Source organism: Shinella sp. OV683 (genome assembly GCF_057787725.1).
On the sequence record NZ_CM173543.1, the window covers coordinates 2,035,068 to 2,058,486 of the forward strand.

The following is a 23,419-nucleotide window of genomic DNA, read 5'->3' on the forward strand; positions in this document are numbered from 1 at the left end:
ACCGTCTGTTGCAGGCCCGAATGCTATAACCGATAGGAGCGACGATGGCTCAGACCCTTTCATTCAATGGTCGTAGGCGCGTACGCAAGTTTTTTGGAAAAATCCCGGAAGTCGCAGAAATGCCGAACCTCATCGAGGTTCAGAAGGCATCCTACGACCAATTCCTGATGGTGGAAGAGCCCGCAGGCGGGCGTCCCGACGAAGGCTTGAACGCAGTTTTCAAGTCCGTGTTCCCGATTACCGATTTTTCGGGCGCGGCAATGCTGGAATTCGTGTCCTACGAATTCGAGCCGCCGAAATTCGACGTTGATGAATGCCGCCAGCGCGATCTGACCTACGCAGCGCCGCTGAAGGTGACGCTGCGCCTCATCGTGTTCGATATCGACGAGGATACCGGCTCCAAGTCCATCAAGGACATCAAGGAGCAGAGCGTTTACATGGGCGACATGCCGCTCATGACCAACAACGGTACGTTCATCGTCAACGGCACCGAGCGCGTTATCGTCTCGCAGATGCACCGTTCGCCGGGCGTGTTCTTCGACCACGACAAGGGCAAGAGCCATTCGTCGGGCAAGCTTTTGTTTGCTGCCCGCGTCATTCCGTATCGCGGTTCCTGGCTCGACATCGAGTTCGACGCCAAGGACATCGTCTATGCGCGTATCGACCGTCGCCGCAAGATCCCCGTGTCGTCGCTGCTCATGGCGCTCGGTATGGACGGCGAAGACATTCTGTCGACCTTCTACACCAAGTCCTACTATGCGCGGGATGGCAAGGGATGGCGCGTGCCGTTCAATGCCGAAACGCTCAAGGGCACCAAGGTTCTTTCGGACCTGATCGACGCCGATAGCGGCGAGGTGGTTGTCGAATCCGGCAAGAAGATGACTCCGCGCCTGATCAAGCAATTGGTCGAGAAGGGCCTGAAGTCGCTTCGCGCTTCGGATGACGATCTCTATGGCAACTATCTTGCCGAGGACATGGTCAACCCGAAGACGGGTGAAATCTATCTCGAAGCCGGCGACGAAATCGACGAGAAAACGCTTCCCGTCATTCTGTCTTCCGGTTTCCTTGAAATCCCGGTTCTCGACATCGACCATATCAATGTCGGTGCCTATATCCGCAACACCATCCACGTCGACAAGAACGAGAACCGCCAGGATGCGCTGTTCGACATCTACCGCGTGATGCGTCCCGGCGAGCCGCCGACGATGGAATCCGCCGAAGCGATGTTCAATTCGCTGTTCTTCGACTCCGAGCGCTACGACCTTTCGGCCGTCGGTCGCGTCAAGATGAACATGCGTCTTGACCTCGACGTCGCCGATACCGTCCGCGTCCTGCGCAAGGAAGACATCCTGGCCGTGGTCCGGATGCTCGTTGACCTGCGCGACGGCAAGGGTGAAATCGACGACATCGACAACCTCGGCAACCGCCGTGTGCGTTCGGTCGGCGAACTGATGGAAAACCAGTACCGTCTCGGCCTGCTCCGCATGGAGCGCGCGATCAAGGAACGTATGTCCTCGATCGAGATCGATACTGTCATGCCGCAGGACCTGATCAATGCGAAGCCGGCAGCTGCCGCGGTTCGCGAATTCTTCGGTTCCTCGCAGCTCTCGCAGTTCATGGACCAGGTCAACCCGCTTTCGGAAATCACCCACAAGCGCCGTCTTTCGGCACTTGGACCGGGTGGTCTGACCCGCGAGCGCGCCGGCTTCGAAGTCCGCGACGTGCATCCGACCCACTATGGCCGTATCTGCCCGATCGAAACGCCGGAAGGCCCGAATATCGGTCTGATCAACTCGCTGGCCACGTTTGCCCGCGTCAACAAGTACGGCTTCATCGAAAGCCCGTACCGCAAGATCGTTGACGGCAAGCTGACCAACGACGTGATCTATCTCTCGGCAATGGAAGAAGCGAAGTACTACATCGCTCAGGCCAACTCGGTCATGAACGAAGACCAGTCCTTCGCCGAAGAGCTCGTCGTCTGCCGCCATTCCGGCGACGTCATGCTGGCCCAGCGCGAAACGATCAATCTCATGGACGTCTCGCCGAAGCAGGTTGTTTCGGTGGCGGCGGCGCTCATTCCGTTCCTTGAGAACGACGACGCCAACCGCGCGCTCATGGGCTCGAACATGCAGCGCCAGGCCGTGCCGTTGCTGCGTGCCGAAGCACCGTTCGTCGGTACCGGCATGGAGCCGATCGTTGCCCGTGACTCCGGCGCCGCCATCGGCGCTCGTCGCGGCGGCGTGGTCGACCAGGTCGATGCGACGCGTATCGTTATCCGCGCAACGGAAGACCTCGATCCGGGCAAGTCCGGCGTCGATATCTACCGCCTGCAGAAGTACCAGCGTTCCAACCAGAACACCTGCATCAACCAGCGTCCGTTGGTCACTGTCGGTGACATCCTGAACAAGGGCGACATCATTGCCGACGGTCCTTCGACCGATCTCGGCGATCTGGCGCTCGGCCGCAATGCGCTCGTCGCGTTCATGCCCTGGAACGGCTACAACTACGAAGACTCGATCCTGCTTTCCGAGCGTATCGTGTCGGACGACGTGTTCACCTCCATCCACATCGAAGAATTCGAAGTGATGGCGCGCGACACCAAGCTCGGCCCGGAAGAAATCACGCGCGACATTCCGAACGTTTCGGAAGAAGCGCTGAAGAACCTCGACGAAGCCGGCATCGTCTATATCGGTGCTGAAGTGACCCCCGGCGACATCCTCGTCGGCAAGATCACCCCGAAGGGCGAAAGCCCGATGACGCCGGAAGAAAAGCTTCTGCGCGCCATCTTCGGTGAAAAGGCTTCCGACGTTCGCGATACGTCCATGCGCATGCCTCCGGGCACCTATGGCACGGTCGTGGAAGTTCGCGTTTTCAATCGCCACGGCGTTGAAAAGGACGAACGCGCCATGGCCATCGAGCGCGAGGAAATCGAGCGTCTCGCCAAGGACCGTGACGACGAACAGGCGATCCTCGACCGTAACGTCTACGGCCGCCTTATCGACATGCTCAAGGGCCAGGTGGCAATCGCCGGTCCGAAGGGCTTCAAGAAGGGCACCGAGCTTTCGCAGTCGGTCGTCGCCGAATATCCCCGTTCGCAGTGGTGGATGTTCGCCGTCGAAGACGAGAAGGCACAGGGCGAGCTGGAATCGCTTCGCGGCCAGTACGACGAGTCCAAGTCGCTGCTCGAGCAGCGCTTCATGGACAAGGTCGAAAAGGTCCAGCGTGGCGACGAAATGCCCCCGGGCGTCATGAAGATGGTCAAGGTCTTCGTCGCTGTGAAGCGCAAGATCCAGCCGGGCGACAAGATGGCCGGCCGTCATGGCAACAAGGGCGTGGTTTCGCGCATCGTTCCGGTCGAAGACATGCCGTTCCTTGAGGATGGTACTTCGGTCGACGTGGTGCTCAACCCGCTGGGCGTGCCGTCGCGCATGAACGTTGGCCAGATCCTGGAAACGCATCTGGGCTGGGCATGCGCAGGCATGGGCCGCCAGATCGGCGACATGATCGATGCCTACAGGGCATCCGGCGACATCAAGCCGCTGCGCCTGACCATGGACGAGCTGATGGGTTCCGGCCCGAAGGCCGAGCCGGTCAAGGACTTCGACGACGAGTCGCTGGTGCGTCTTGCCGAGCAGTCCCGCAAGGGTGTGTCGATCGCCACTCCGGTGTTCGATGGTGCGCATGAAGCAGACATCAACACTCTGCTGACCAAGGCAGGCCTGTCCGACACCGGGCAGTCCACGCTCTATGACGGCCGTACCGGCGAGGAATTCGACCGCAAGGTGACTGTGGGCTACATCTACATGCTCAAGCTCAACCACCTTGTCGACGACAAGATCCACGCCCGCTCGATCGGTCCGTACTCGCTCGTCACCCAGCAGCCGCTCGGTGGTAAGGCGCAGTTCGGTGGTCAGCGCTTCGGGGAAATGGAAGTCTGGGCGCTCGAAGCCTACGGTGCAGCCTACACGCTGCAGGAAATGCTCACCGTCAAGTCGGATGACGTGGCGGGTCGTACCAAGGTCTACGAAGCCATCGTCCGTGGCGACGACACATTTGAAGCCGGTATTCCGGAAAGCTTCAACGTTCTCGTCAAGGAAATGCGCTCGCTGGGTCTCTCGGTCGAACTCGAGAACACCGTTATCGACGAGGCGCAGGTCGAACTGCCCGACGCGGCCGAGTAACGCAAACGACAAGCCGCGCGCGAACTCATTCGCGCGCGGCGTCACCTTTTGGTCCGTTTCGCATGGCATTGCGTTGAGCGGACTTTGGGTGGAATGCCGCGACAACGCGGTTTCTGACATTTCGGAAGCGAAGGATCCCGCACCCCACGAGATCAGCCCCGCTTCCCTTTTCAGGGTATGGCGCCCCCAAGGAGACAAGCATGAACCAAGAGGTCATGAATCTTTTCAATCCGCAGGCCCCGGCACAGGTGTTCGATTCCATCCGGATCTCGATCGCCTCGCCCGAGAAGATTCTTTCCTGGTCCTACGGAGAAATCAAGAAGCCGGAGACCATCAACTATCGTACCTTCAAGCCGGAACGTGACGGCTTGTTCTGCGCGCGCATTTTCGGACCTATCAAGGACTACGAATGCCTGTGCGGCAAGTACAAGCGCATGAAGTACAAGGGCATCATCTGCGAAAAGTGCGGCGTCGAAGTGACGCTGTCGCGCGTTCGCCGTGAGCGCATGGGCCATATCGAGCTCGCCGCTCCCGTTGCCCACATCTGGTTCCTGAAGTCGCTGCCGAGCCGCATCTCCACGCTGCTGGACATGACGCTGAAGGATGTCGAGCGCGTTCTCTACTTCGAAAACTACATCGTCACCGAGCCTGGCCTCACCGCGCTCAAGGAAAACCAGCTGCTGTCTGAAGAAGACTACATGCTGGCTGTTGACGAGTATGGCGAAGACCAGTTCACCGCCATGATCGGCGCCGAAGCCATCTTCGAAATGCTGGCTGGCCTCGAGCTCGAAAAGATCGCCGGCGAACTGCGCTCGGATCTCGCCGACACGACGTCGGATCTGAAGCAGAAGAAGCTGATGAAGCGTCTGAAGATCGTCGAGAACTTCATCGAATCCGGCAATCGCCCGGAATGGATGATCATGAAGGTCGTCCCGGTCATCCCGCCGGACCTGCGTCCGCTGGTGCCGCTCGATGGCGGCCGCTTTGCGACGTCTGACCTCAACGACCTCTATCGCCGCGTCATCAACCGTAACAACCGTCTGAAGCGCTTGATCGAACTGCGCGCACCGGGCATCATCATCCGCAACGAAAAGCGCATGCTGCAGGAAGCTGTGGACGCGCTGTTCGACAACGGCCGTCGTGGCCGCGTCATCACCGGCGCCAACAAGCGCCCGCTGAAGTCGCTCTCCGACATGCTCAAGGGCAAGCAGGGCCGGTTCCGTCAGAACCTGCTCGGCAAGCGCGTCGACTATTCCGGTCGTTCGGTCATCGTGACCGGCCCGGAACTGAAGCTGCACCAGTGCGGCCTGCCGAAGAAGATGGCGCTCGAGCTCTTCAAGCCGTTCATCTATGCCCGCCTTGACGCCAAGGGTTTCTCCTCGACCGTCAAGCAGGCCAAGAAGCTGGTTGAAAAGGAAAAGCCGGAAGTCTGGGACATCCTCGACGAGGTTATCCGCGAGCATCCGGTTCTCCTGAACCGCGCACCGACGCTGCACCGCCTGGGCATCCAGGCCTTCGAACCTACCCTGGTCGAAGGCAAGGCCATCCAGCTGCATCCGCTCGTCTGCACGGCCTTCAACGCCGACTTCGACGGCGACCAGATGGCCGTTCACGTGCCGCTGTCGCTTGAAGCCCAGCTTGAAGCACGCGTGCTGATGATGTCGACCAACAACATCCTGCATCCGGCGAACGGCGCGCCGATCATCGTGCCGTCGCAGGACATGGTGCTTGGCCTCTATTATCTCTCGATCGTCGCCAAGGGCGAGCCGGGCGAAGGCATGGTGTTCTCCGACATGGGCGAACTCCAGCACGCGCTTGAAAACAAGGTCGTGACGCTGCACACCAAGATCCGCGGCCGCTTCAAGAGCGTCGACCGCGAAGGCAAGCCCGTTTCGAAGATTTTCGAAACGACGCCGGGCCGTATGATCGTTGGCGAATTGCTGCCGAAGAACCCTGACGTTCCCTTCGACGTCTGCAACCAGGAACTGACCAAGAAGAACATCTCCAAGATGATCGACACGGTCTACCGCCATTGCGGCCAGAAGGACACGGTCATTTTCTGCGACCGCATCATGCAGTTGGGCTTTGCCCATGCCTGCCGCGCCGGCATTTCGTTCGGCAAGGACGACATGGTCATCCCGGCCTCGAAGTACACGATCGTCGACGACACCGAAAGCTTGGTGAAGGAATACGAACAGCAGTACAACGACGGCCTGATCACCCAGGGCGAGAAGTACAACAAGGTCGTTGACGCCTGGGGCAAGGCAACCGAAAAGGTCGCCGACGAAATGATGCAGCGCCTCAAGGCTGTTGAATTCCTGCCGAGCGGTCGTCAGAAGCAGATGAACTCGATCTACATGATGAGCCATTCCGGCGCTCGTGGCTCACCGAAGCAGATGTCCCAGCTCGGCGGCATGCGCGGCCTGATGGCAAAGCCGGATGGCTCGATCATCGAAACGCCGATCACGTCGAACTTCAAGGAAGGCCTGACCGTCAACGAGTACTTCAACTCGACCCACGGCGCCCGTAAGGGTCTTGCAGACACCGCGTTGAAGACCGCGAACTCGGGTTACCTGACGCGTCGTCTCGTTGACGTCGCCCAGGATTGCATCGTTACCCATGTCGATTGCGGCACCGAAACTGGTTTGACCATGACGGCGATCATCGACGCCGGCCAGGTCGTGGCCTCGATCGGTACGCGTATCCTCGGCCGTACGGCGCTCGACGACATCGACAACCCGCTGACCGGCGAGAACATCGTCAAGGCCGGCGTTATGATCGACGAAGCCAATGTCGTAGCTATCGAAAAGTGCGGCATCCAGTCGGTCCGCATCCGTTCGGCGCTGACCTGCGAAATCCGCACCGGCGTTTGCGGCGTCTGCTACGGCCGCGACCTTGCTCGCGGCACGCCTGTCAATATGGGTGAAGCTGTCGGCGTCATCGCCGCGCAGTCGATCGGCGAGCCGGGCACCCAGCTGACCATGCGCACGTTCCACCTTGGTGGCACGGCAACGGTGGTCGACCAGTCGTTCCTGGAAGCGTCCTACGAAGGCACGATCCAGATCAAGAACCGCAACATGTTGCGCAACTCCGATGGCAATCTCGTTGCCATGGGTCGTAACATGGCGGTGCAGATCCTGGACGAACGCGGCGTCGAACGTTCGTCGCAGCGTGTTGCCTACGGTTCGAAGATCCACGTCGATGACGGCGACAAGGTTCGTCGCGGTCAGCGTCTGGCAGAGTGGGATCCATATACCCGCCCGATCCTGACGGAAGTGGGCGGCCGCATCGAGTTCGAAGATGTCGTCGACGGCATCTCGGTCCTCGAAGCGACCGACGAATCCACGGGTATCACCAAGCGTCAGGTTATCGACTGGCGTTCGACCCCGCGCGGTACGGATCTGAAGCCGGCAATCGTCATCAAGGACGAGAGCGGCAACATCCTGAAGCTCGCTCGTGGTGGTGACGCCCGTTACTTCCTGTCGGTCGAAGCCATTCTCTCGGTCGAGCCTGGTACGAAGGTTTCCCAGGGTGACGTGCTTGCACGTTCGCCGATGGAAAGCGCCAAGACCAAGGACATCACCGGTGGTCTCCCGCGCGTTGCCGAACTGTTCGAAGCACGTCGTCCGAAGGATCATGCGATCATCGCCGAAATCGATGGTACGATCCGCCTCGGCCGCGACTACAAGAACAAGCGTCGCGTCATCATCGAGCCTGCCGAAGACGGAGTCGATCCGGTCGAATACCTGATCCCGAAGGGCAAGCCTTTCCATCTTCAGGAAGGCGACTTCATCGAAAAGGGCGACTACATCCTCGACGGCAATCCTGCGCCGCACGACATCCTGGCCATCAAGGGCGTGGAAGCACTCGCTTCCTACCTCGTCAATGAAATCCAGGAAGTCTACCGTCTGCAGGGCGTGTTGATCAACGACAAGCACATCGAGGTGATCGTTCGCCAGATGCTGCAGAAGGTCGAGATCACCGAGCAGGGCGATACCGGCTATATCACGGGCGACAATGTCGACCGTATCGAGCTGGAAGAAGTCAACGAGCGCCTGATCGAGGAAGGCAAGAAGCCCGCTTACGGCGAGCCTGTCCTTCTCGGCATCACCAAGGCGTCGCTGCAGACTCCGTCGTTCATCTCCGCCGCGTCCTTCCAGGAAACGACGAAGGTGCTGACGGAAGCTGCGATCGCCGGCAAGCGCGACACGCTGCAGGGCCTGAAGGAAAATGTCATCGTCGGTCGTCTGATCCCGGCCGGTACGGGTGGTACCATGACCCAGATCCGCCGGATCGCCATGGCCCGCGACGATATGATCCTCGAGGAACGCAAGCGTGGCTCGGGTGCGGAATCCGCAACCCCGATGCTGCAGGATCTTGCAGGCGAAGATAAGCTTCGGGCCGGCGAGTAATCGCTGATCGAAACGATGAAATGCAAAAGGCCGCCGGGGGAAACTCCGGCGGCCTTTTATTTGGCAATCGCGCGATGCAGACTCCAGGATTTACCGTTGTGATTGAAGTCAATCCTGGACGTTCATGCTTACGCATCAGTTCAATCCATATATAAGAATTGCATTACATTCTTATTTGTGTATATTATCCGCCGTTCAGAGCTGAATACTTTATTTTCACTCACCGTTGTCTTGTGGGAGTGAGAGAGGGACTGCGACTATATCTGCCTTCCTGCTAACGCGGGGCAATTGTCGTCATTGGTGTTCTGCGATCTGCTTTTCTCACTTCAATCAGCCGCCGGGCACATCGGTGACATGTTCCATCCGGGTCAGCAGCCGGAGGAGGAAATCTGCGTGACGTGCCGCTGAATTTCGGCGCCGCGATACATTGCGCTGTGCGAAGGATCCAGTTGATTTCCGTGCGCGGCAATACCGGGGAACCACATGGGAGGAAATGATCATGGCCAAGATAAAGGTCGGCAATGCCATGCCGGAATACGCCTGGTTCGGTGACTTGTTCGATGAAGCCAGCCTTGCCTTGAAATCCCATACGGGCAGCAAAGCCGTTTACGAAGATATCAACGGTTTCGATATCGTCCTGTTGGGGAGCAAGCTTACATTTCACGGCCAGAACATGAGCGATGGGACGGTCAACAGCGTCCTATTCCTGGACGATGGCGGTGGAACGCTCATTTCGGTGACGGAAGGAGCCTACAATGCGCGCAAGCTGTCGGACGCCCTCATCAAGAACGACAACATTTACGACTTTATGACCCTTCTCACTGCTGGCAATGACAAGATCATTGGCAGCAACGTCGGCAATGATCTCAATTTCGCAGAAAACCACGGTAACGATACGATCATCGCGGGAAATGCCGGTTCGTTCATGGGCGGCTCTGAAGGCAACGATACGATGAAGGGTGGCGCCGGTTGGGATACGATCTCATTTAACGATACCTTTTACCGAAACGATGACAAGCAAGGCATCAAACTTGATGCGGTTGCGGGAACGATACTCGACAGCTGGGGCGACAAAGACAAGTTCAACAGCAAATTCGAGGAGTTCGACGGTTCGGTCTATGCCGACGTGTTGAAAGGCAGCGGTCGCAATGAAGCTTTCATGGGCCTGCGCGGAAAGGACGTGATCGATGGCGGCAAGGGTTGGGACGAAGTGCGCTATCACAAGGATGACAGCTACGGCGGCCATCACGGGATCACGGCCAATCTCGCCATTGGCAGTGTTAAGGATGGTTTTGGCAATATCGACAAGGTCAGGAATATCGAGGCAGTCTATGGCACCTACTTCAATGACAAGTTCATTGGATCCAGCCACGACAACCAGTTTCGTGGACTGAGCGGCGTCGATTCATTCGATGGCGGCAAAGGCAAGGATGAAGTGAACTTCGACTGGTGGGAGAATCTGGGCCAGCATGGCGTCGACGTGGATCTGACGCTCGCCAACCATCAGATCAAGGATGACGGCTTCGGCAACGTCGAGACGACAAAGAGTATTGAAGCGCTTGGTGGCACCGTCTTTGACGATAAGCTGAAGCTCGGATCCGCCGGCGGTTGGGCCTCTGGCAATGACGGCAATGATATCCTGACTGCGGGTGCCGCGGGAGACAACCTCGAAGGCGGCAGCGGCGAAGATACATTCGTGTTTCTCTCGACGTCCGCTATCGGCACGAGAAATGGCGCGCACGGTTTCATAGGGGACTTCGATCAGGGCAACGACACGATCGACCTGAGCGCGATTAATGGCCTAAGTTTCATCGGCACCAACGCTTTCAGCAATACCGCAGGTGAACTGCGCTACGTGCAGGACGGGGCTAATACGTTCCTGCTCGGAGATGTCGACGGTAACGGAGTGGCTGACTTCGCGCTGGAGTTAAACGGCGTAATCGCCATTGCTGGTAGCGATCTGTCCTTGTGAAACTGGCAGTTGCTGATCGACTGGGTCCGTCAGCACTCCGAGCCGCCGGGGAAACCCGGCGGCTTTCTTCTTCTATGCAGGTGGGATATTTGGAGATTAAACGTGGCCGAGGCCGAGAACCGTGCGGAGCTCTTCCTTGGCCGCTTCGAATTCGGCTTTGTAGTCGTCGTGGGTCATGATCGTCTGGGCGATGACGGTGCCGGCGATGCGGCCAGCCTCGATGTCGGTGGCGTAATGGATGCCGCCGACCATTCGGTTGTGACCGTATTCCCAGGCGCGAGCCATCAGGGCGGCCTTCTTTTCCGGCACCATGTTCGAAAGAACGATACCCATCAGCGTACCGACGGTGGTGTGACCCGAGGGATAGGCGCCCGACTTCGACAGCGGGACGACCGGCTTGACGAGATCGCTGTAGAGATGCGGACGCGGGCGCTTCCAGAAATCCTTCGCCGGATCGACGACTGCGCCTTCGGTCGCAACCACGCGGTCGAAGAAGGCCGAAAACTTCGGCAAATTCTCCTTGGTGAATTTGGGATTGTCGATGACATCGCCGAACCGCCAGACATCTTCCTCGGCATCGGCGATGGCACGGGCTTCCATCTCAGGCGTCCGGGTGACCTGGATCGTCAGGATTTCGGCAAGCTCGGCTTTCATCTGGGCGGAGTCATTGGCAGGCGGCGGCGACAGAAGCTCGGTCAGGTTGATCTGCTTGTCGTCGGCAAACGGCTTGGCGTCTTCAGCGAAAGCTGGCGCGGCAAAGCCGATGGCCAGGGCAAGGGCGAAAATTTTGGTGAGATCACGCATGGGGGGACTCCTTCAAGGCGGTGACCCCCAAACATATCAATCAAATGTCATGGCCTTGTGACAATGCCCGGTAAGCAGCGCAGCCCGTCGCCGACCTTATGTATTGAACCGGATGATGGCCACTTCGCCTTCGAGCGCGCCCTGATAGGCGGAGGCGTGCGGTTCTTCGTCGGGCTCGCCCATGATCGTGCCGATCTGGTCGAGGTCCGCTTCGTGGAAGCCTTCCTCGGTAAGGGCGTTCAGGGCGTCGCGCACGGCTGTGTCGTCGTCGGGCGCGCGCAGCATGACATGGATGTCCACGCCCTCGTCGTCACCCTCGGTATAGGCCTTGCCGATGATGATGAACACGAAGCCGTCCTTGGGGTCGTTGTCGTTGACGGGTTCTTGCATGGCTGATTCTTTCCTATTGGCGGGGCAGGGCGTCTTTCTCGCCTCTTGCTGACTTGTTGTTGTGATTCTGCCTTAAGAATCAGATGTGACGGGCAATGACGGAGGCGTTGCACCGTGCTTGAGAAAATACCGCTTTCAAACCTGCTCTTCAAACAGATTATTGTCTTAACAGGGGGTTAAGTGCTAAATAGGCCTATACAAGGTGTGGTGTAGGCTGGGCAGGGTGCCCGATCCGGCCCGAAGTCCGGCGTTTCCAGCGCTTCGCCACAAAATATTACCGGCGGCTCTTGACGAGACGGGTTTATACCTTTAGTACCCCGCTCATCAGAGCCGATGTGGGGCTGGCTGGTTCGGGACGACGCGTCCTGAAGTTCGCTCCAAACAAGGTTCGCTAAAGCACGTTGATACGCGATTGCTGCACGCATGATGCTCCTTTACCGGGGTATCCTCTGTTTTTTCGGGTCATCTGCCAGATAGGCGGATCGGTCCGGTTTTGCGCATTATGTATCGTGTGAGGTGCCGGAGACGGCGTTCATTGGCCCGAGAGGGTTAGGAAAACAGTTTTCTAAAGGGATGGTTACATGCCTACCGTAAACCAGCTGATCCGCAAGCCGCGTCAGGCACAGGTCAAGCGCAACAAGGTGCCTGCTCTGCAGGAAAACCCGCAGAAGCGTGGTGTTTGCACCCGCGTCTATACGACGACCCCGAAGAAGCCGAACTCGGCGCTTCGTAAGGTTGCCAAGATCCGCCTGGTCAATGGCTTCGAAGTCATCGGCTACATCCCCGGCGAAGGCCACAACCTTCAGGAACACTCCGTGGTCATGATCCGCGGCGGCCGCGTCAAGGACTTGCCGGGCGTTCGCTACCACATCATCCGCGGTGTTCTCGATACCCAGGGTGTCAAGAACCGCAAGCAGCGCCGTTCCAAGTACGGCGCCAAGCGTCCGAAGTAATCAGTATTTGGCCGGTCGCGGTTTTCCGCCCGGCCAGTCCCTTATCCAGTTGAGAGACGAGAAATATGTCCCGACGTCATAAAGCAGAAAAGCGCGAGATCAATCCGGATCCGAAGTTCGGCGATCTGATCGTAACCAAGTTCATGAACGCCATCATGTATGACGGCAAGAAGTCGACTGCAGAAACCATTGTCTACGGCGCATTCGATGCAGCCCAGGCAAAGGCGAAGGCTGAGCCGATCGGTCTCTTCCACACTGCGCTCGACAACATTGCGCCGCATGTTGAAGTTCGTTCGCGCCGCGTCGGTGGTGCAACGTACCAGGTTCCGGTCGACGTTCGTCCGGAGCGCCGTCAGGCTCTCGCCATTCGCTGGCTGATCACTGCCGCCCGCAAGCGCAACGAAACCACCATGATCGACCGCCTGTGCGGCGAACTGCTGGACGCTGCCAACAACCGCGGTTCGGCTGTCAAGAAGCGCGAAGACACGCACAAGATGGCTGAAGCCAACCGCGCGTTCTCGCACTACCGCTGGTAATCATCGAAAGAAAGGCAGTCTGTCATGGCTCGCGAATATAAAATCGAAGACTACCGCAATTTCGGTATCATGGCGCATATCGACGCTGGCAAGACCACGACCACCGAGCGTGTGCTTTATTACACCGGCAAGTCGCACAAGATCGGCGAAGTCCACGACGGCGCTGCCACCATGGACTGGATGGAGCAGGAGCAGGAACGCGGCATCACGATCACGTCTGCTGCGACCACGACCTACTGGAAGGGCCGTGACGGCAAGACCCGCCGCTTCAACATCATCGACACCCCAGGACACGTCGACTTCACCATCGAAGTCGAGCGTTCGCTGCGCGTTCTCGACGGTGCAATCGCTCTTCTCGACGCCAATGCCGGCGTTGAGCCGCAGACGGAAACTGTCTGGCGTCAGGCCGACAAGTACAAAGTCCCGCGGATGATCTTCTGCAACAAGATGGACAAGACCGGCGCCGATTTCTATCGTTCGGTTGAAATGATCAAGAGCCGCCTCGGCGCCACTGCCGTCGTTTGCCAGCTGCCGATCGGCGCTGAAACCGAATTCAAGGGCGTCGTCGATCTGATCGAAATGAACGCACTGGTCTGGCGCGACGAGTCGCTCGGCGCTCAGTGGGACGTCGTTGAAATTCCGGACGATCTCAAGGATGCTGCGGTCGAATGGCGCGAAAAGATGATCGAGCAGGTCGTCGAAATCGACGAAGCTGCCACCGAAGCTTATCTCGAAGGCAACATGCCTGACAACGACCAGATCCGCGCGCTCATCCGTCGCGGCACGATCGACGTCAAGTTCTTCCCGATGTTCTGCGGCTCTGCCTTCAAGAACAAGGGTGTTCAGCCGCTGCTCGACGCAGTCGTCGACTTCCTGCCGTCGCCGGCCGATATCCCTGCTATCAAGGGTATCGACTTCAAGACGGACGCGGAAATCGAACGTCATGCCGACGACAGCGAGCCGTTGTCGATGCTGGCCTTCAAGATCATGAACGACCCGTTCGTCGGTTCGCTCACCTTCTGCCGCATCTATTCGGGCAAGCTCGAAAAGGGCACATCTGTTCTGAACACGGTCAAGGACAAGCGCGAGCGCGTCGGCCGCATGCTGCAGATGCACTCCAACAGCCGCGAAGACATCGAAGAAGCCTTCTCGGGCGACATCGTCGCTCTCGCCGGCCTCAAGGATGCCACCACCGGTGACACGCTCTGCGATCCGTTGAAGCCGGTTATCCTGGAACGCATGGAATTCCCCGAGCCGGTCATCCAGATCGCCATCGAGCCGAAGTCCAAGGGCGACCAGGAAAAGATGGGCCTCGCGCTCAACCGTCTGGCTGCCGAAGATCCTTCGTTCCGCGTCAAGACCGACGAAGAATCCGGCCAGACGATCATCGCCGGCATGGGTGAACTTCACCTCGATATCCTCGTTGACCGCATGCGTCGCGAGTTCAAGGTCGAAGCCACCGTCGGCGAGCCTCAGGTTGCTTATCGCGAAACCATCACCCGCGAGCACACCGAAGACTACACCCACAAGAAGCAGTCCGGCGGTACCGGCCAGTTCGCCCGCGTCAAGATTGTCTTCAAGCCGAATCCCGATGGCGACGACTTCAAGTTCGAGTCCAAGGTTGTCGGCGGTGCGGTGCCGAAGGAATACGTCCCCGGCGTCGAAAAGGGTATCCTCAGCGTTCTGACCTCCGGTCCGCTGGCTGGCTTCCCGATGCTCGGCGTCATGGCGACGCTGATCGACGGTGCCTACCATGATGTTGACTCGTCTGTCCTGGCATTCGAAATCGCCTCCCGCGCCTGCTTCCGCGAAGCTGCAAAGAAGGCCGGTGCCCAGTTGCTCGAGCCGATCATGAAGGTCGAAGTCGTGACGCCTGAGGATTATGTCGGTGATTGCATCGGCGACCTCAATGCCCGCCGTGGCCAGATCCAGGGTCAGGAAGCTCGTGGCGTCAGCGTTGTACTCAACGCGCATGTGCCGCTCGCCAACATGTTCAAGTATGTTGACAAGCTGCGCTCGATGTCCCAGGGCCGCGCCCAGTATTCGATGACCTTCGACCATTATGCGCCGGTTCCGGCGAATGTGGCCCAGGAAATCCAGGCAAAGTATTCCGGTCAGCGTTGATCGGAATACCCCTTAACCGAATTGTTTGAACTTACGACCCTTCGGGGGTCACGAGAATGGAGAGCCTACAATGGCAAAGAGCAAATTCGAGCGGAACAAGCCGCACGTCAACATTGGCACGATCGGTCACGTCGACCACGGCAAGACGTCGCTGACGGCTGCGATCACCAAGTATTTCGGTGAATACAAGGCGTATGACCAGATCGACGCTGCTCCGGAAGAAAAGGCCCGCGGCATCACCATTTCGACGGCGCACGTCGAATATGAAACGGCTGCCCGCCACTACGCCCACGTTGACTGCCCCGGCCACGCCGACTACGTCAAGAACATGATCACCGGTGCCGCACAGATGGACGGCGCGATCCTGGTGTGCTCGGCCGCTGACGGCCCGATGCCGCAGACCCGCGAACACATCCTCTTGGCCCGCCAGGTTGGCGTGCCTGCCATCGTCGTGTTCCTCAACAAGGTCGACCAGGTCGATGATGCCGAGCTTCTCGAACTCGTTGAGCTCGAAGTGCGCGAACTGCTGTCGTCCTACGACTTCCCGGGCGATGAAATCCCGATCATCAAGGGTTCGGCTCTGGCCGCGCTTGAAGATTCCGACAAGAAGATCGGCGAAGACGCGATCCGCGAACTGATGGCAGCGGTTGACGCCTACATCCCGACGCCGGAACGTCCGATCAACCTGCCGTTCCTGCTGCCGATCGAAGACGTGTTCTCGATCTCGGGCCGTGGTACGGTTGTGACCGGTCGCGTCGAGCGTGGCATCGTCAAGGTTGGCGAAGAAGTCGAGATCGTCGGCATCCGCGCCACCACCAAGACGACGGTGACCGGCGTTGAAATGTTCCGCAAGCTGCTCGACCAGGGCCAGGCCGGCGACAACATCGGCGCGCTGATCCGCGGCGTCACCCGTGACGGCGTCGAGCGTGGCCAGATCCTGTGCAAGCCGGGTTCGGTCAAGCCGCACAAGAAGTTCATGGCCGAAGCCTACATCCTGACCAAGGAAGAAGGCGGCCGTCATACGCCGTTCTTCACCAACTACCGCCCGCAGTTCTACTTCCGTACGACTGACGTGACCGGTATCGTGAGCCTGCCGGAAGGCACGGAAATGGTCATGCCTGGCGACAACGTCACGGTGTCTGTCGAACTGATCGTGCCGATCGCCATGGAAGAAAAGCTGCGCTTCGCCATCCGCGAAGGCGGCCGTACCGTCGGCGCCGGCATCGTCGCTTCGATCATCGAATAACGATCGCCAGATTGAGGGCAGGGGTTTCGATCCCTGCCTGCTGCCTTCGAAGAACAAGAACAGTGTCCGGCAAGCGGACATGATCAGCAAGGACTAGTCGAATGAACGGCCAGAATATCCGCATCCGCCTGAAGGCGTTTGATCACCGGATCCTCGATGCCTCCACGCGCGAAATTGTTTCGACCGCGAAGCGCACGGGTGCCCAGGTTCGTGGCCCGGTGCCGCTTCCGACCCGTATCGAGCGTTTCACCGTGAACCGCTCGCCGCATGTGGACAAGAAGAGCCGCGAACAGTTCGAGATGCGCACGCATAAGCGTCTTCTCGATATCGTCGATCCGACACCCCAGACCGTGGACGCGCTGATGAAGCTCGACCTGGCCGCCGGCGTCGACGTGGAAATCAAGCTCTAAGTCCGGCGAAAGCCGAAATAACAAGGAAGGTACGTGGCATCTGCCAACGTCTTCCAGAAACGGGAAACCCGAAGGCCGGTGGTCGGACGGAATCCTTAAACAAGAGGCATGAAGGGGGTTGCTCCCCGGATGGACTTCTAAGAGGAATGAACCAATGCGTTCAGGTGTAATTGCACAGAAAGTGGGAATGACCCGCATCTATACAGATGCAGGCGAGCATGTTCCCGTCACAGTTTTGCGCATGGAAAGCTGCCAGGTGGTGGCTCAGCGCACGGAAGAAAAGAACGGCTACACCGCAGTCCAGCTCGGTGCAGGCGTTGCCAAGGTAAAGAACGTCTCGAAGGCTTCGCGCGGCACTTTTGCTCTCGCGCAGGTCGAACCGAAGGCGAAGCTTGCCGAGTTCCGCGTTTCCGCAGACAACCTTCTCGATGTCGGCACTGAAATTGCCGCCAGCCACTTCATCGCCGGCCAGCTGGTCGACGTGACGGGCACATCGATCGGTAAGGGTTTTGCCGGTGCCATGAAGCGTCACAACTTCGCTGGTCTTCGCGCTACTCACGGTGTTTCCGTGTCTCACCGTTCGCATGGTTCTACCGGTAACCGTCAGGATCCGGGCAAGGTCTTCAAGAACAAGAAGATGGCCGGCCACATGGGTCAGACTCGCGTGACCACGCAGAACCTCGAAGTTGTTTCGACCGATGACGATCGCGGCCTTATCCTGGTCCGCGGTGCAGTCCCCGGTTCCAAGGGCTCCTGGATCATCGTCCGTGACGCCGTAAAGGCGGGTATCCCGGCTGACGCTCCGCGTCCGGCTGGCATCCGCGCAGCGAAGTAAGAGGGCCCTGTCATGGATCTCAACGTAAAAACACTTGAAGGCAAAGATGCCGGCAAGGTCTCCGTGTCGGACGCCATTTTCGGCCTTGACCCGCGCGAAGACATCATTGCCCGCATGGTTCGCTACCAGCTCGCCAAGAAGCAGCAGGGTTCGCACGCCACGAAGACCCGCGCGGAAATCTCCCGCACCGGCAAGAAGATGTACAAGCAGAAGGGTACCGGCCGCGCCCGTCACCATTCCGCTCGTGCTCCTCAGTTCCGTGGCGGTGGTCGTGCACATGGTCCGGTTGTTCGCAGCCACGCCCACGATCTTCCCAAGAAGGTCCGCGCTCTGGCCCTGCGTCACGCCCTTTCGGCCAAGCTCAAGTCTGAAGAGCTGATCATCGTCGACAACCTGGTTGCTGCAGAAGCAAAGACCAAGGCTCTGCTCGGTGCGCTCGGCGGCCTCGGCCTGACCAACGTGTTGTTCATCGGCGGCGCCGAACTCGACGCCAATTTCAAGCTCGCAGCCCAGAACATCCCGAATGTGGATGTGCTGCCGGTCCAAGGCATCAACGTTTACGACATTCTGCGTCGCCGCAAGCTCGTGCTTACGAAGGCAGCAGTGGAAGCTCTGGAGGAGCGGTTCAAATGACTGATCTTCGCCACTACGACGTGATCCGCACACCTGCGATCACCGAAAAGTCCACCCTGGTTTCCGAATATAACCAGGTCGTGTTCAACGTCGCCAAGGATGCTACGAAGCCTGAAATCAAGGCTGCCGTCGAAGCTCTGTTTGGCGTCAAGGTCAAGGCCGTCAATACGCTCGTCCGCAAGGGCAAGACCAAGCGTTTCAAGCAGACGATTGGTACGCAGCAGGACGTTAAGAAGGCCGTCGTAACTCTGGTCGAAGGCCAGAGGATCGATGTGACCACCGGTCTCTGAGGAATAAGACAATGGCATTGAAAACATTCAATCCGGTAACGCCTAGCCTGCGCCAGCTGGTTATCGTTGACCGCTCCGGCCTGCACAAGGGAAAGCCTGTCAAGGCATTGACCGAAGGTCTTAGCTCCAAGGGCGGCCGCAACAACATGGGTCGCGTCACTGCGCGCTACCAGGGTGGTGGTCACAAGAAGTCCTATCGCCTCGTCGATTTCAAGCGTCGCAAGTTCGACATTGAAGCAACCGTCGTGCACCTGGAATACGACCCGAACCGCACAGCGTTCATCGCCCTCATCAAGTACGACGATGGCGAGCTGAGCTACATCCTGGCGCCGCAGCGCCTGGCAACCGGCGACAAGGTCATCGCATCCGAAAAGGGTGCGGACGTTAAGCCGGGCAACGCAATGCCGCTGCAGTTCATCCCAGTCGGCTCCATCGTCCACAATGTGGAAATGAAGCCAGGCAAGGGTGGCCAGATGGCCCGTTCGGCCGGCACCTACGTGCAGCTCGTCGGTCGTGACCAGGGCATGGCGATCCTTCGCCTCACCTCTGGTGAACAGCGCCTGGTTTCGGGCCTGTGCATGGCGTCGATCGGTGCAGTGTCCAACCCGGACCACGGCAACACCAACGACGGCAAGGCTGGTCGCTCGATCTGGAAGGGCAAGCGCCCGCATGTTCGCGGCGTCGCCATGAACCCGGTCGACCATCCGCACGGCGGTGGTGAAGGCCGCACCTCTGGTGGTCGCCATCCGGTTACCCCTTGGGGCAAGCCGACGAAGGGCAAGCGCACGCGGTCGAACAAGTCGACCAACAAGTTCATCATGCGCTCCCGTCACCAGCGCTAATTGAGAGAGGAAGTCAGATATGGCTCGTTCAGTATGGAAAGGCCCGTTTGTTGACGGATATCTTCTCAAGAAGGCTGAGAAGGTGCGCGCAGGCGGCCGCAGTGAAGTAATCAAGATGTGGAGCCGTCGCTCCACCATTCTTCCGCAGTTTGTCGGTCTGACGTTCGGCGTCTACAACGGCAACAAGCATGTGCCGGTGTCGGTCAACGAAGAAATGGTCGGACACAAGTTCGGCGAATTTTCTCCGACCCGTACCTACTATGGTCATGGCGCGGACAAGAAGGCGAAGAGGAAGTAATCATGGGCAAGGCTAAAACAGAACGCCGGCTCAAGGACAACGAGGCGCAGGCAGTAGCCCGCACCATTCGTGTCAGCCCGCAGAAGCTGAACCTGGTTGCTGCGCTGATCCGCGGCAAGAAGGTCGACAAGGCTCTTGCCGAACTCGAATTCTCGCGCAAGCGGATTTCGGAAACCGTCAAGAAGACCCTTGAATCGGCAATCGCAAACGCCGAGAACAACCACGATCTGGATGTCGATTCGCTCGTCGTCGCAGAAGCGTATGTTGGCAAGTCGATCGTCATGAAGCGTTTCCACGCTCGTGGCCGTGGTCGTGCATCGCGCATCGAACGTCCGTTCGCGCATCTGACGATCGTTGTTCGCGAAGTTGCCGAAAAAGGGGAGGCTGCATAATGGGCCAGAAAATTAATCCAGTCGGCTTCCGCCTCGGCATCAACCGTACATGGGACAGCCGCTGGTTTGCTGACAACGCCGAATACGGCAAGCTTCTTCATGAAGATCTCGCGATCCGCGCTTATCTGATGAACGAGCTCAAGGCTGCAGGCATTGCCAAGGTCGTGATCGAGCGTCCGCACAAGAAGTGCCGCGTGACGATCCACTCGGCTCGCCCGGGTCTGATCATCGGCAAGAAGGGTGCGGACATCGAGAAGCTTCGCAAGAAGGTTTCCGAGATGACCAACTCCGAAACGCATCTCAACATCGTTGAAGTGCGCAAGCCGGAAATCGACTCGACGCTGGTTGCACAGGGCATCGCCCAGCAGCTCGAGCGCCGCGTAGCATTCCGCCGCGCCATGAAGCGCGCCGTCCAGTCGGCCATGCGTCTGGGTGCCGAAGGCATCAAGATCACCTGCGCCGGCCGTCTCGGTGGTGCGGAAATCGCCCGTAGCGAGTGGTATCGCGAAGGCCGCGTGCCGCTTCATACGCTGCGCGCCGACATCGACTTCGGCGTTGCAGAAGCTCACACCGCTTTCGGCGTGTGCGGCATCAAGGTCTGGATCTTCAAGGGCGAAATCCTTGAGCACGATCCGATGGCTTCCGAGCGTCGCGCGATCGAAGGTGACAACCAGGGCGGCAACACCAACCGTCGCCGCGAAAACGCGTGATAAGCGCGTAAGGCACTTCGGAGAATAAAAAATGTTGCAGCCAAAGAAAACGAAGTTCCGCAAGCAATTCAAGGGCCGCATCCATGGTGTTGCCAAGGGTGGTTTTGACCTTGCTTTCGGTGAATACGGCCTCAAGGCCCAGGAACCAAACCGGGTGAATGCCCGCGAAATCGAAGCGGCCCGCCGCGCGATTACCCGTCACATGAAGCGCGCTGGCCGCGTTTGGATCCGCGTGTTCCCGGACGTTCCGGTCACCGCGAAGCCGACCGAAGTGCGTATGGGTAAGGGCAAGGGCTCTGTCGAGTATTGGGCAGCCCGGGTCAAGCCAGGTCGCGTGATGTTCGAAATCGACGGCGTGAGCGAAGAGCTTGCTCGCGAAGCCCTTCGCCTGGGCGCCGCCAAGCTCTCGGTCAAGACGCGTTTCATTCAACGCATTGCCGAGTAAGGAGTGAATTGAAATGAAAGCTTCTGATGTTCGCGCACTGAGTGCCGACCAAATGAATGACGAACTTGCCAAGCTGAAGAAGGAGCAGTTCAACCTGCGCTTCCAGAAGGCGACTGGTCAACTTGAAAAGACCGCTCGCTTCAATGAAGTTCGCAAGGATATTGCCCGGATTAAAACGATCGCCCGCCAGAAGGCGGCCGACGCAAAGGCTTGAAGGATTTAAGAAATGCCGAAACGCATTCTGCAGGGCACCGTCGTCAGCGACAAGAATGACAAGACCGTCGTGGTCCGTGTCGAACGTCGCTTTGCCCATCCCTTGCTTCAGAAGACGGTTCGCCGTTCCAAGAAGTACAAGGCGCACGACGAACAGAACGAAGTGAAGACCGGTGATGTCGTTTCCATCGAGGAATGCGCACCGATCTCCAAGGACAAGCGCTGGCGGGTGGTGACGGTTCATTCCTGAGCCGTTACGCAAACGCTAGAGAGATGAGCGCCCGCCCGGATTATCCTCCGGGCGTGAACTCTTTTTAAGAAATGACTTGATTTTGGCCGTGTTTTGTATAAGACGCGGCCATTCCAGTGAAACTTGGATTGACAAGCCGGATCAGGGGACCGGGCCGAGAGGCCTTGCCCAACCAGTCCGGTCATAACAAGAAGGCGACCTGACATGATTCAGATGCAAACAAACCTCGACGTGGCGGATAATTCCGGCGCACGTCGTGTCATGTGCATCAAGGTGCTGGGCGGCTCCAAGCGTAAATACGCATCGATCGGCGACGTCATCGTCGTCTCGATCAAGGAAGCCATCCCGCGCGGCCGCGTGAAGAAGGGCGATGTGATGAAAGCCGTTGTGGTTCGTACCGCAAAGGACATCCGCCGTGCCGACGGAAGCGTTATCCGCTTCGATAGCAACGCAGCTGTTCTCATCGACAACAAGAAAGAGCCCATCGGCACCCGTATCTTCGGACCGGTTCCGCGCGAACTCCGCGCCAAGAACCACATGAAGATCATCTCGCTGGCTCCTGAAGTTTTGTGATCGAAAGGAACAACTGAGATGCAAAAGATTCGCAAAGGCGACAAGGTCGTCATTTTGACCGGCAAGGACAAGGGCCGCTCCGGCGAAGTCCTGACTGTCATGCCGAAGGAAGACCGCGCTGTAGTCCGCGGTATCAACATGGTGAAGCGCCACCAGCGCCAGACCGCTTCCCAGGAAGCCGGTATCATCAACAAGGAAGCCCCGGTTCACCTCTCGAACCTCGCTATCGCCGACCCCAAGGACGGCAAGCCGACCCGCGTCGGTTTCAAGATCGAGGGCGACAAGAAGGTCCGCGTGGCCAAGCGTTCGGGAGTGTCGATCGATGGCTGAAGCTAAGTACGAGCCGAGGCTCAAGATTGAATACAAGGAGCGCGTACGCGCTGCCCTGCAGGAGAAATTCTCCTACTCCAACGAAATGATGATCCCGCGCGTCGACAAGATCGTGATCAACATGGGCGTTGGCGAGGCAACTGCCGACTCCAAGAAGCCTACCGTAGCTGCTGCCGACCTGGCCGCGATTGCAGGCCAGAAGCCTGTCATCACCAAGGCGCGCAACTCGATCGCTGGCTTCAAGGTTCGCGAATTCATGCCGATCGGCGCAAAGGTTACCCTGCGCGGCGCTCGCATGTATGAATTCATGGATCGCCTGGTCAACATCGCGCTTCCGCGCGTTCGCGACTTCCGCGGCCTGAATCCGAAGAGCTTTGACGGCCGTGGCAACTTCGCCATGGGTATCAAGGAGCACATCGTGTTCCCTGAAATCAACTACGATAAAGTTGATCAGATGTGGGGCATGGACATCATCGTTTGCACGACGGCAAAGACCGACGACGAAGCACGGGCTCTTCTGACAGAGTTCAACTTCCCGTTCCGTACCTAACCGTAACGACGAGCGTAGAAAAGGAACTAT

General features: G+C 58.6%; 23 protein-coding genes. 21 read left to right on the plus strand and 2 right to left on the minus strand.

Features of this window, described 5'->3' with window-relative positions:
- Positions 1-44 precede the first annotated feature (44 nt).
- From rpoB to ACXHRN_RS09695, 3 genes are all read left to right on the plus strand, one after another.
- On the plus strand, positions 45-4,181 hold the full coding sequence (gene rpoB / locus ACXHRN_RS09685) for a DNA-directed RNA polymerase subunit beta (protein ID WP_488641109.1): 4,137 nt from the start codon (positions 45-47) through the stop codon (positions 4,179-4,181).
- Positions 4,182-4,381: 200 nt separating this feature from the next.
- Positions 4,382-8,593, plus strand: coding sequence for a DNA-directed RNA polymerase subunit beta' (gene rpoC / locus ACXHRN_RS09690; RefSeq protein ID WP_488641110.1), 4,212 nt, complete (start codon positions 4,382-4,384; stop codon positions 8,591-8,593).
- Positions 8,594-9,092: 499 nt separating this feature from the next.
- Entirely contained in the window at positions 9,093-10,565 is a 1,473-nt protein-coding gene (locus ACXHRN_RS09695; RefSeq protein WP_488641111.1) for a calcium-binding protein, read from the plus strand.
- 96 nt (positions 10,566-10,661) lie between these two features.
- Here ACXHRN_RS09695 and ACXHRN_RS09700 read toward each other — a convergent pair whose 3' ends face one another.
- Together ACXHRN_RS09700 and ACXHRN_RS09705 are read right to left on the minus strand one after the other, a co-directional pair.
- Positions 10,662-11,369: an acid phosphatase gene (locus ACXHRN_RS09700; protein WP_488641112.1), complete on the minus strand. Its 708-nt coding sequence runs from the start codon at positions 11,367-11,369 to the stop codon at positions 10,662-10,664.
- A gap of 96 nt (positions 11,370-11,465) precedes the next feature.
- Positions 11,466-11,759 (minus strand): transcriptional regulator, encoded by a 294-nt coding sequence (locus ACXHRN_RS09705; protein ID WP_488641113.1) that lies wholly within the window; start codon positions 11,757-11,759, stop codon positions 11,466-11,468.
- Positions 11,760-12,340: 581 nt separating this feature from the next.
- On the opposite strand from ACXHRN_RS09705, the gene rpsL reads away from it, so the two are divergent.
- The 18 genes from rpsL (at position 12,341) to rplE (ending at position 23,389) form a co-directional block, all read left to right on the plus strand.
- The gene (gene rpsL / locus ACXHRN_RS09710; RefSeq protein WP_137153564.1) at positions 12,341-12,712 is read left to right on the plus strand and encodes a 30S ribosomal protein S12; all 372 of its coding nucleotides are present in this window, start codon (positions 12,341-12,343) and stop codon (positions 12,710-12,712) included.
- Positions 12,713-12,777: 65 nt separating this feature from the next.
- On the plus strand, positions 12,778-13,248 hold the full coding sequence (gene rpsG / locus ACXHRN_RS09715) for a 30S ribosomal protein S7 (RefSeq protein WP_488641114.1): 471 nt from the start codon (positions 12,778-12,780) through the stop codon (positions 13,246-13,248).
- Positions 13,249-13,272: 24 nt separating this feature from the next.
- Complete coding sequence (fusA, locus tag ACXHRN_RS09720) at positions 13,273-15,372, plus strand: elongation factor G (RefSeq protein ID WP_488641115.1); 2,100 nt, start codon at positions 13,273-13,275, stop codon at positions 15,370-15,372.
- A gap of 70 nt (positions 15,373-15,442) precedes the next feature.
- Entirely contained in the window at positions 15,443-16,618 is a 1,176-nt protein-coding gene (tuf, locus tag ACXHRN_RS09725; protein ID WP_488641116.1) for an elongation factor Tu, read from the plus strand.
- A 101-nt stretch (positions 16,619-16,719) separates the two neighbouring features.
- On the plus strand, positions 16,720-17,028 hold the full coding sequence (gene rpsJ / locus ACXHRN_RS09730) for a 30S ribosomal protein S10 (RefSeq protein WP_137156080.1): 309 nt from the start codon (positions 16,720-16,722) through the stop codon (positions 17,026-17,028).
- A gap of 154 nt (positions 17,029-17,182) precedes the next feature.
- Entirely contained in the window at positions 17,183-17,863 is a 681-nt protein-coding gene (gene rplC / locus ACXHRN_RS09735; RefSeq protein ID WP_488641117.1) for a 50S ribosomal protein L3, read from the plus strand.
- 12 nt (positions 17,864-17,875) lie between these two features.
- Positions 17,876-18,496 carry a 50S ribosomal protein L4 gene (rplD, locus tag ACXHRN_RS09740; protein ID WP_488641118.1) on the plus strand — a complete coding sequence of 207 codons (621 nt, stop codon included), beginning with the start codon at positions 17,876-17,878 and terminating at the stop codon, positions 18,494-18,496.
- Positions 18,493-18,786, plus strand: coding sequence for a 50S ribosomal protein L23 (locus tag ACXHRN_RS09745; protein ID WP_488641119.1), 294 nt, complete (start codon positions 18,493-18,495; stop codon positions 18,784-18,786). Before rplD ends, ACXHRN_RS09745 begins: the two co-directional genes overlap by 4 nt.
- A gap of 11 nt (positions 18,787-18,797) precedes the next feature.
- The gene (gene rplB / locus ACXHRN_RS09750; protein WP_488641120.1) at positions 18,798-19,628 is read left to right on the plus strand and encodes a 50S ribosomal protein L2; all 831 of its coding nucleotides are present in this window, start codon (positions 18,798-18,800) and stop codon (positions 19,626-19,628) included.
- Between the two features lie 19 nt (positions 19,629-19,647).
- On the plus strand, positions 19,648-19,926 hold the full coding sequence (gene rpsS / locus ACXHRN_RS09755; RefSeq protein WP_477883458.1) for a 30S ribosomal protein S19: 279 nt from the start codon (positions 19,648-19,650) through the stop codon (positions 19,924-19,926).
- Positions 19,927-19,928: 2 nt separating this feature from the next.
- A complete protein-coding gene (rplV, locus tag ACXHRN_RS09760; protein WP_488641121.1) occupies positions 19,929-20,318 on the plus strand; it encodes a 50S ribosomal protein L22 in 390 nt (129 codons plus the stop codon).
- The gene (gene rpsC / locus ACXHRN_RS09765) at positions 20,318-21,028 is read left to right on the plus strand and encodes a 30S ribosomal protein S3 (protein ID WP_488641122.1); all 711 of its coding nucleotides are present in this window, start codon (positions 20,318-20,320) and stop codon (positions 21,026-21,028) included. Before rplV ends, rpsC begins: the two co-directional genes overlap by 1 nt.
- A gap of 31 nt (positions 21,029-21,059) precedes the next feature.
- A complete protein-coding gene (rplP, locus tag ACXHRN_RS09770; protein WP_201663655.1) occupies positions 21,060-21,473 on the plus strand; it encodes a 50S ribosomal protein L16 in 414 nt (137 codons plus the stop codon).
- 13 nt (positions 21,474-21,486) lie between these two features.
- Positions 21,487-21,687 (plus strand): 50S ribosomal protein L29, encoded by a 201-nt coding sequence (gene rpmC, locus ACXHRN_RS09775; RefSeq protein WP_488641123.1) that lies wholly within the window; start codon positions 21,487-21,489, stop codon positions 21,685-21,687.
- Between the two features lie 12 nt (positions 21,688-21,699).
- Positions 21,700-21,936, plus strand: coding sequence for a 30S ribosomal protein S17 (rpsQ, locus tag ACXHRN_RS09780; RefSeq protein ID WP_488641124.1), 237 nt, complete (start codon positions 21,700-21,702; stop codon positions 21,934-21,936).
- A gap of 204 nt (positions 21,937-22,140) precedes the next feature.
- A complete protein-coding gene (gene rplN, locus ACXHRN_RS09785) occupies positions 22,141-22,509 on the plus strand; it encodes a 50S ribosomal protein L14 (protein WP_488641125.1) in 369 nt (122 codons plus the stop codon).
- An 18-nt stretch (positions 22,510-22,527) separates the two neighbouring features.
- Positions 22,528-22,839, plus strand: a complete 312-nt coding sequence (gene rplX / locus ACXHRN_RS09790) for a 50S ribosomal protein L24 (protein WP_488641126.1) — start codon at positions 22,528-22,530, stop codon at positions 22,837-22,839.
- A complete protein-coding gene (gene rplE / locus ACXHRN_RS09795; protein ID WP_488641127.1) occupies positions 22,832-23,389 on the plus strand; it encodes a 50S ribosomal protein L5 in 558 nt (185 codons plus the stop codon). The genes rplX and rplE overlap by 8 nt, the downstream gene beginning before the upstream one ends.
- Positions 23,390-23,419 lie beyond the last annotated feature (30 nt).

Excerpts from the sequence above, each read along its gene's own strand:
- rplC (WP_488641117.1), top strand. The coding sequence starts at position 17,183 with ATGCGTTCAGGTGTAATTGCACAGAAAGTGGGAATGACCCGCATCTAT.
- rplV (WP_488641121.1), top strand. The coding sequence starts at position 19,929 with ATGGGCAAGGCTAAAACAGAACGCCGGCTCAAGGACAACGAGGCGCAG.
- ACXHRN_RS09705 (WP_488641113.1), bottom strand. The coding sequence starts at position 11,759 with ATGCAAGAACCCGTCAACGACAACGACCCCAAGGACGGCTTCGTGTTC.
- rplX (WP_488641126.1), top strand. The coding sequence starts at position 22,528 with ATGCAAAAGATTCGCAAAGGCGACAAGGTCGTCATTTTGACCGGCAAG.
- rpsG (WP_488641114.1), top strand. The coding sequence starts at position 12,778 with ATGTCCCGACGTCATAAAGCAGAAAAGCGCGAGATCAATCCGGATCCG.
- ACXHRN_RS09700 (WP_488641112.1), bottom strand. The coding sequence starts at position 11,369 with ATGCGTGATCTCACCAAAATTTTCGCCCTTGCCCTGGCCATCGGCTTT.
- ACXHRN_RS09695 (WP_488641111.1), top strand. The coding sequence starts at position 9,093 with ATGGCCAAGATAAAGGTCGGCAATGCCATGCCGGAATACGCCTGGTTC.
- rpsS (WP_477883458.1), top strand. The coding sequence starts at position 19,648 with ATGGCTCGTTCAGTATGGAAAGGCCCGTTTGTTGACGGATATCTTCTC.
- rplD (WP_488641118.1), top strand. The coding sequence starts at position 17,876 with ATGGATCTCAACGTAAAAACACTTGAAGGCAAAGATGCCGGCAAGGTC.
- rplB (WP_488641120.1), top strand. The coding sequence starts at position 18,798 with ATGGCATTGAAAACATTCAATCCGGTAACGCCTAGCCTGCGCCAGCTG.
- rpsQ (WP_488641124.1), top strand. The coding sequence starts at position 21,700 with ATGCCGAAACGCATTCTGCAGGGCACCGTCGTCAGCGACAAGAATGAC.
- fusA (WP_488641115.1), top strand. The coding sequence starts at position 13,273 with ATGGCTCGCGAATATAAAATCGAAGACTACCGCAATTTCGGTATCATG.
- rplE (WP_488641127.1), top strand. The coding sequence starts at position 22,832 with ATGGCTGAAGCTAAGTACGAGCCGAGGCTCAAGATTGAATACAAGGAG.
- rpsJ (WP_137156080.1), top strand. The coding sequence starts at position 16,720 with ATGAACGGCCAGAATATCCGCATCCGCCTGAAGGCGTTTGATCACCGG.
- rplN (WP_488641125.1), top strand. The coding sequence starts at position 22,141 with ATGATTCAGATGCAAACAAACCTCGACGTGGCGGATAATTCCGGCGCA.
- rpoB (WP_488641109.1), top strand. The coding sequence starts at position 45 with ATGGCTCAGACCCTTTCATTCAATGGTCGTAGGCGCGTACGCAAGTTT.
- rpsC (WP_488641122.1), top strand. The coding sequence starts at position 20,318 with ATGGGCCAGAAAATTAATCCAGTCGGCTTCCGCCTCGGCATCAACCGT.
- tuf (WP_488641116.1), top strand. The coding sequence starts at position 15,443 with ATGGCAAAGAGCAAATTCGAGCGGAACAAGCCGCACGTCAACATTGGC.
- rpoC (WP_488641110.1), top strand. The coding sequence starts at position 4,382 with ATGAACCAAGAGGTCATGAATCTTTTCAATCCGCAGGCCCCGGCACAG.
- rpsL (WP_137153564.1), top strand. The coding sequence starts at position 12,341 with ATGCCTACCGTAAACCAGCTGATCCGCAAGCCGCGTCAGGCACAGGTC.
- rplP (WP_201663655.1), top strand. The coding sequence starts at position 21,060 with ATGTTGCAGCCAAAGAAAACGAAGTTCCGCAAGCAATTCAAGGGCCGC.
- rpmC (WP_488641123.1), top strand. The coding sequence starts at position 21,487 with ATGAAAGCTTCTGATGTTCGCGCACTGAGTGCCGACCAAATGAATGAC.
- ACXHRN_RS09745 (WP_488641119.1), top strand. The coding sequence starts at position 18,493 with ATGACTGATCTTCGCCACTACGACGTGATCCGCACACCTGCGATCACC.